Raw genomic sequence first — 6,000 nt, forward strand, 5'->3', positions numbered from 1 at the left:
TGCCGGTTTCGCGCCACGCTTCCTTCCCACACCCGGTCGCCCTCATGCAGTTGCGCAGTTGCGCTTCACTTCGCTCGCCGTGGTCAGTTTGCGGCGGGATTGCACCCGCAGGACAGGAGTGCGCCCATGCTGGGCGCACCAAGAAAAAAGCACTTGGCGTTACCGCCAAGTGCTTGATCTTCCTACCGAATTTGGTAGGCGCGATTGGATTCGAACCAACGACCCCCACCATGTCAAGGTGGTGCTCTAACCAACTGAGCTACGCGCCTGCTGAGCCTCGCAGTATATGCCGGCTTTCGGCAAATTGGCAAGCTACGCTGAAAAAACTTCCAATTACTTTCGGCGGACCTGGCGGACGCCGGGGACAGCGGCGACCTGGCGCAGCACCTGCTGCAGGCGCGCGGCGTCGCTCACCTCGACGGTGAAGACCATGCGCAGGCTCCTGCCGCTGGCTTCCTTCAGGGTGCTGCTGTGCACGCCCGTCACGTTCATCTTTTCCTTCGAGAAGACTTCGGTGATGTCGCGCAGCAGCCCGGGGCGCTCGGCCGAGTCGATGGACACGTCCACCGGGTAGGCGGCGACGCGGTCCTTGGGCGTCGCGCCCCAGGCGACGGCGATCTCGCGCTCGGGCATGCGCTGGGCCATGTAGCGGAAGTTCGAGCAGTCCAGCCGGTGGATGGCCACGCCCTTGCCGCGGGTCACGAAGCCGCCGATGGCGTCCGGCGGAGCCGGGCGGCAGCAGCGCGCGAGGTTGGTCAGCAGGCTTTCGACACCGACCACCAGCACGCCGCCGCGAGCGCCCTGCCCGTCTGCCTTCGGGCGGCGCAGCACCGGCATTTCGTTGTCCGGCGGCGGCGGAGGCGGCGGGCGCAGCAGTTGCTCGATGTTGCGCAGCGAGTATTCGTCCTTGCCGACCAGCTCGAACAGCGCGTCCGCGTCCTTGAAGCCGAGTTGGTCAGCCAGCTCCGCGAGCTTCAATGAGGTGCGGCCTTCGCGCTGCAGCAGCTTTTCGACCAGCTCGCGACCGCGCGCGATGGTGCCGGCCTGGGCCTGCGTGTTGAACCAGGCGCGGACCTTGGCGCGGGCCCGCGGGCTGCGCAGGAAGCCGAGCTCGCTGTTGAGCCAGTCCAGCGAAGGGCCGCCTTCCTTGGCGGCGATGATCTCCACCGTCTGGCCGTTGGCCAGCGGCGTGGACAGCGGCACCATCGCGCCGTCGACCTTCGCGCCGCGGCAGCGGTGGCCCAGGTCGGTGTGCAGCGCGTAGGCGAAGTCCACCGGCGTGGCGCCCGCCGTCAGCTCGATCACGGTTGCCTGCGGCGTGAAGACGTAGATGCGGTCGTCGAAGCGCCCTTCGGGGCCTTGCTCGGCATGGCCGGCAAAGTCGCGTTCCCAGGCCAGCAACTGGCGCAGCACGGCTTTGCGGGCTTCGGCCACACGCTCTTCGAACTCGCCTGCCGCGGCCACGCCGGCATAACCCTTGGCCCCGGCTTCCTTGTAGGCCCAGTGCGCGGCCACGCCGTATTCGGCATGCTCGTGCATGGCCTGGGTGCGGATCTGCACCTCGATCGGCCGGTCGTCGTCGCCCAGCACCACGGTGTGCAGCGAGCGGTAGCCGTTGGGCTTGGGTTTGGCGATGTAGTCGTCGTATTCGGCGGCGACCGCGCGGTAGCGTTCCTGCACGCGGCTCAGCGCGGCGTAGCAGGCCGGCACGTCGGCCACGACGACACGCAGCGCGCGCACGTCCATCACGCGGTCGAACGGCAAGTGTTTGCCCTGCATCTTTTTCCAGATGCTGTAGATGTGCTTGGGCCGGCCGTAGACCACCGCCGGCACACCGTGCGACTGCAGGTCCGCGCCCATCTGCTTGCGCACCACTTCCACGCCGGCTTCGCGCTCCACGCGCTTCTCGGCCAGCAGCCTGGCAATGCGCTTGTATTCCTCAGGCTGCAGGAAGCGGAAGGCCAGGTCTTCCAGCTCCCACTTGAACTGCCAGATGCCCAGCCGGTTGGCCAGCGGGGCGAAGACCTGGGCAGACTCGGCGGCCAGCAGCGCCGGGCAGCCCTGCTTGCTGGCCGCGTACCAGCGCAGCGTCTGCAGGCGCGAGGCCAGGCGCAGCAGCACCACGCGCAAGTCCTTCGAGAAGGCCAGCAGCATCTTGCGCACACGCTCGGTCTGCTCGGCCTGGCGTGCGGTGCCCATGACCTGCGCTTCGCGCGCGGCGCGCTGCACCTGCACCAGCCTGCGGGTCAGCGTGACCAGGCTCGCATAGGAGGCGCCAAAAGCCTTCTCGACCACTTCTTCGGGCCGCTGCAGGTAGTCGGCGGCATAGACCAGGTAGGCCGCGGCCTGCAGCGAAGGCGCGCCGCCAATGCCGGCCAGCAGCGCGGCCATGCCTTCGGCGTGATCAAACGCGTCTTCTCCGGTGTCCAGCGCGCGGCCGGCCAGCAGCGGCTCGGCAAAGGCACGGGCTCTTGCAAGGCCGCTGGCGCCGTCTTCGGCTGGCCGTGCGCCCGGCGGCGTGGCCAGCTCACCGGCCAGGGAAACAATGGGGGCGGTGGCGCCGTCCGGCCCGAGCTGGCTTCTCATGCGCTCGCTTTCACTCGTCTTTCACTGGCCCAGCAGGAAGGTGCGCACCACGTCCACCTGATCGTCCTGCACCAGCATCGGCGCATGGCCCACGCCGGCGAACTCGTGCAGCGTGGCGCGTGGGCCGCGTTGCGTCATCTCGGCCGCGGTCTCGCGCGCCAGCAGGTCGGACTCCGCGCCGCGCAGCAACAGCGTCGGGCAGGCAATGCGGTCGTAGGCAGCCCAGAGCATGGCTTCGCCGGCGGTGGCTGCCTGGGGCGTGACGGTGCGGAAAGGCTGCGCCAGCGCCAGATCGTAGTGGGGCTTGAAGCCGTCGCCGTCTGGCTTCAACTGCGGCGCGCTGAGCGCCAGCCATTGCTCGCGGGTGTGGGGGCCGAAGCCTTGCGAGATGGCCCACAACGCATCGGCCGCTTCGTCCAGGTTGGCCCAGTGCGAAGGCTGGCCCAGGTACTGGCCAATGCGCTGCAGCGAGGCCCATTCGATCTTCGGGCCCACGTCGTTCAGCACCAGCTTCTCGAAGCGGCAGCCCGGCAGGCTGGCCAGGCTCATGCCGATCAAGCCGCCCATGGACGTGCCGACCCAGCTGAGCTGCTGCGCATCCAGCCGTGCCAGCAGCGTGACCATGTCGGCCACGTAGGCGGGGATTTGGTAGCCGGCCGGGTCCGCCAGCCAGTCCGAGCGGCCTCGGCCGACCACATCCGGGCAGACCACGCGGAACTCGCCGGCCATGGCTTGCGCCAGCGTGTCGAAGTCGCGGCCCTGGCGGGTCAGCCCGTGCGCGCAGACCAGCACGCGGGGGTTGTCGGCGTCGCCCCATTCCACATAAGCCATGCGGTGCAGCCCGCGGGCGTCCAGGCACTGGACTTCGCGTTCACGCGGCAGCTGCAAAGGCTTGTTCATGGAGGGCTCGGATTTTGGGTTGGGGACCAGATAATCGACTGTAGCAACCCCCGGCGGAGAACGATGGCCAGTGCCCGAGTTTCCTTGTCCGCTGCGTGGCACCCCGGCTTCTATCGCTGATTGGAGAACTGCACATGCTCAAAGGAAAAACCGCCATCGTCACCGGCTCGACGAGTGGCATTGGCCTGGGCATCGCCAAGGCCCTGGCCGCGCAAGGCGCGAACATCCTGCTCAACGGCTTCGGCGAATACGCCGCCGCCAAGGCCGAAGTGGAGGCGCTTGGCGTGAAGGTGGCCTATCACGGCGCCGACATGGGCAAGCCCGACGAGATCGCCGCGATGGTCAAGGCCTGCGAGGCCGAACTCGGGCCGGTGGACATCCTGGTCAACAACGCCGGCATCCAGTTCGTCGCACCGGTGGAGGACTTCCCGGTCGAGCGCTGGGACGCCATCATCGCCATCAACCTCAGCGCCACCTTCCACGGCACGCGGCTGGTGCTGCCCGGCATGAAGCAGCGCAATTGGGGCCGCATCCTGAACGTCGCGTCCACCCACGGGCTGGTCGCCTCGGCGCAAAAGTCAGCCTATGTCGCCTCCAAGCATGGCGTGGTCGGCTTCACCAAGGCAGTGGCGCTGGAAACCGCAACCACCGGTGTGACGGTCAATGCCATCTGCCCCGGCTGGGTGCTGACGCCGCTGGTGCAGAAGCAGGTGGACGACCGCGCCAAGGCCCAGGGCATCAGCGTGGAAGAGTCCAAGAACGCGCTGCTGGCCGAGAAGCAGCCCTCACTGCAGTTCACCACGCCGGAAGAACTGGGCGCGCTGGCCGTCTTCCTGTGCTCGCCAGCGGCCGACAACATGCGCGGCACCGCCATCAACATGGATGGCGGCTGGCTCGCGCAATAAGCGCCGGGCTACTTCAGCTGCACGCTGCCGGTGACGGTGGCGGTGACGCTTTCCTTGCCTGCTTGCACCGCCAGCGATTCACCGTCGGCCGCCGAGGACAGCATCGCCTTCGGCGCGGCGGCTGCGCGGAACATCGGCTGCGGCGCCCCACCGCCATCGCTGCTGGTGCTGACTTCGCGCAGCGTGTAGCTGCCATAGCCGAACAGCTTGGCTTGCTCGCTGGCGCGCGCCTTGAAGCGGGTGATGGCCTCGGCACTGACCGCCGCTTCCACGGTCTCGCGGGCTTCGCGCGACAGGCTGTAGCCGACCTGCGAGATCGTCATCGTGCCGATGCGACCGGACAAGGCGCCGATGGCCGCCATGTCGCGTCCTTCGACGAGCAACTCACTGCGGCCCTGCCAGCCGCTGATCGCACCCTTGGTGTTGTAGCGAGGGTAGATCGAAAAGCCGGTGGTCTGCACTTCGACCTGGCCCGGTTTGGCGCCCTTGCGGGCCTCGGCCAATGCTGCGTCCACCGCCTGCTTGAGCTGGGCCTGCACGCCAACGGCGTCATTGCCCTCGCGCTGCACCGCGAAGCTCAGGCGCATCCAGTCCTGCGGGACTTCGGTGGTGGCGCTGGCACTGAGGGTGAGCACGCCAGACGGCGGCGGCGCGTCGGCACGGGCCGGCGCAGCGGCCACGCAAAGGCTGGCGACCAGGATCGCCGCGGGAGTGAAAAAGCGGGAGGAGACGGGATGTTGCATGTGCTTCATCTTCCCTCAACGGGGACCGCACCCGCGCCGCTGACCGTCATTTGAAGGCTGATGACAGCTCGGGCAACATTTGTAACAACGCGTCAGCATCCCGTTTTGACCCTGATCCGCCCGTCAGAATCGCCGCTGTTACAAATTGGGAGTCGCTCATGAGCACCCACGCCAACACCCGCCCGGACCGCATCGTCGTTGTAGATGACGATGCCCGCATTCGCGACCTGCTGCGCCGCTACCTCACGCAGGAAGGTTTCGATGTGCTGCTGGCCGAAGATGCCAAGGCCCTGAACCGGCTGCAAACCCGGGAGACCATCGACCTGATCGTGCTGGACCTGATGCTGCCCGGCGAAGACGGGCTGTCGATCTGCCGCCGGCTGCGCGCCGCCGGCGACCCGACGCCCATCATCATGCTGACCGCCAAGGTCGAGGACGTGGACCGCATCGTCGGCCTGGAAGTCGGTGCGGACGACTACCTGCCCAAGCCCTTCAACCCGCGCGAACTGCTGGCCCGCATCCACGCGGTGCTGCGCCGCCGCCCGGCGCAGGAAGCGCCTGGCGCGCCGGCCAAGGAACAGCAGGTCGTCAGCTTCGGGCCGTTTGAATTCGACCTCTCGCTGCGCCGCCTGACCAAGGACGGCGACCAAATCACACTGACCACCGGCGAGTTCTCGATGCTGAAGGCGCTGGTGCGCCATCCGCGCCAGCCGCTGTCGCGCGACAAGCTGGCCCAGCTGGCCCGCGGCCGCGAGTTCGAGCCCTTCGACCGCAGCCTGGACGTGCAGATTTCCCGGCTGCGCAAGATGCTGGAGCCGGACCCGTCGAACCCCCGCTACATCCAGACCGTCTGGGGCGTGGGCTAC

5 protein-coding genes and 1 tRNA gene are annotated in these 6,000 nt (G+C 67.9%); 2 read left to right on the plus strand and 4 right to left on the minus strand.

Going from position 1 to position 6,000, the window contains the following annotated elements:
• Positions 1-192: 192 nt before the first annotated feature.
• The 3 genes from ACAH41_RS06855 to ACAH41_RS06865 form a co-directional block, all read right to left on the minus strand.
• Positions 193-269: transfer RNA gene (locus ACAH41_RS06855), tRNA-Val, on the minus strand.
• 64 nt (positions 270-333) lie between these two features.
• Entirely contained in the window at positions 334-2,586 is a 2,253-nt protein-coding gene (locus ACAH41_RS06860) for a bifunctional (p)ppGpp synthetase/guanosine-3',5'-bis(diphosphate) 3'-pyrophosphohydrolase (RefSeq protein WP_325652348.1), read from the minus strand.
• A 21-nt stretch (positions 2,587-2,607) separates the two neighbouring features.
• The gene (locus ACAH41_RS06865) at positions 2,608-3,486 is read right to left on the minus strand and encodes an alpha/beta hydrolase (RefSeq protein ID WP_325652350.1); all 879 of its coding nucleotides are present in this window, start codon (positions 3,484-3,486) and stop codon (positions 2,608-2,610) included.
• 134 nt (positions 3,487-3,620) lie between these two features.
• On the opposite strand from ACAH41_RS06865, the gene ACAH41_RS06870 reads away from it, so the two are divergent.
• Complete coding sequence (locus ACAH41_RS06870; RefSeq protein ID WP_325652352.1) at positions 3,621-4,391, plus strand: 3-hydroxybutyrate dehydrogenase; 771 nt, start codon at positions 3,621-3,623, stop codon at positions 4,389-4,391.
• A gap of 8 nt (positions 4,392-4,399) precedes the next feature.
• On the opposite strand, the gene ACAH41_RS06875 is transcribed toward ACAH41_RS06870, so the two are convergent.
• On the minus strand, positions 4,400-5,134 hold the full coding sequence (locus tag ACAH41_RS06875; RefSeq protein WP_325652353.1) for an SIMPL domain-containing protein: 735 nt from the start codon (positions 5,132-5,134) through the stop codon (positions 4,400-4,402).
• 158 nt (positions 5,135-5,292) lie between these two features.
• Between ACAH41_RS06875 and ompR the strand changes: the two genes are divergently transcribed.
• Positions 5,293-6,000, plus strand: a 708-nt coding sequence (gene ompR, locus ACAH41_RS06880; RefSeq protein WP_370538232.1) for a two-component system response regulator OmpR, incomplete at its 3' end; no start/stop codon positions are given.

Origin of the sequence: Ideonella sp., from assembly GCF_041287625.1 — a bacterium.
In the GTDB taxonomy this organism is placed as follows: domain Bacteria; phylum Pseudomonadota; class Gammaproteobacteria; order Burkholderiales; family Burkholderiaceae_C; genus Ideonella.

Excerpts from the sequence above, each read along its gene's own strand:
- ACAH41_RS06860 (WP_325652348.1), bottom strand. The coding sequence starts at position 2,586 with ATGAGAAGCCAGCTCGGGCCGGACGGCGCCACCGCCCCCATTGTTTCC.
- ACAH41_RS06865 (WP_325652350.1), bottom strand. The coding sequence starts at position 3,486 with ATGAACAAGCCTTTGCAGCTGCCGCGTGAACGCGAAGTCCAGTGCCTG.
- ACAH41_RS06870 (WP_325652352.1), top strand. The coding sequence starts at position 3,621 with ATGCTCAAAGGAAAAACCGCCATCGTCACCGGCTCGACGAGTGGCATT.
- ACAH41_RS06875 (WP_325652353.1), bottom strand. The coding sequence starts at position 5,134 with ATGCAACATCCCGTCTCCTCCCGCTTTTTCACTCCCGCGGCGATCCTG.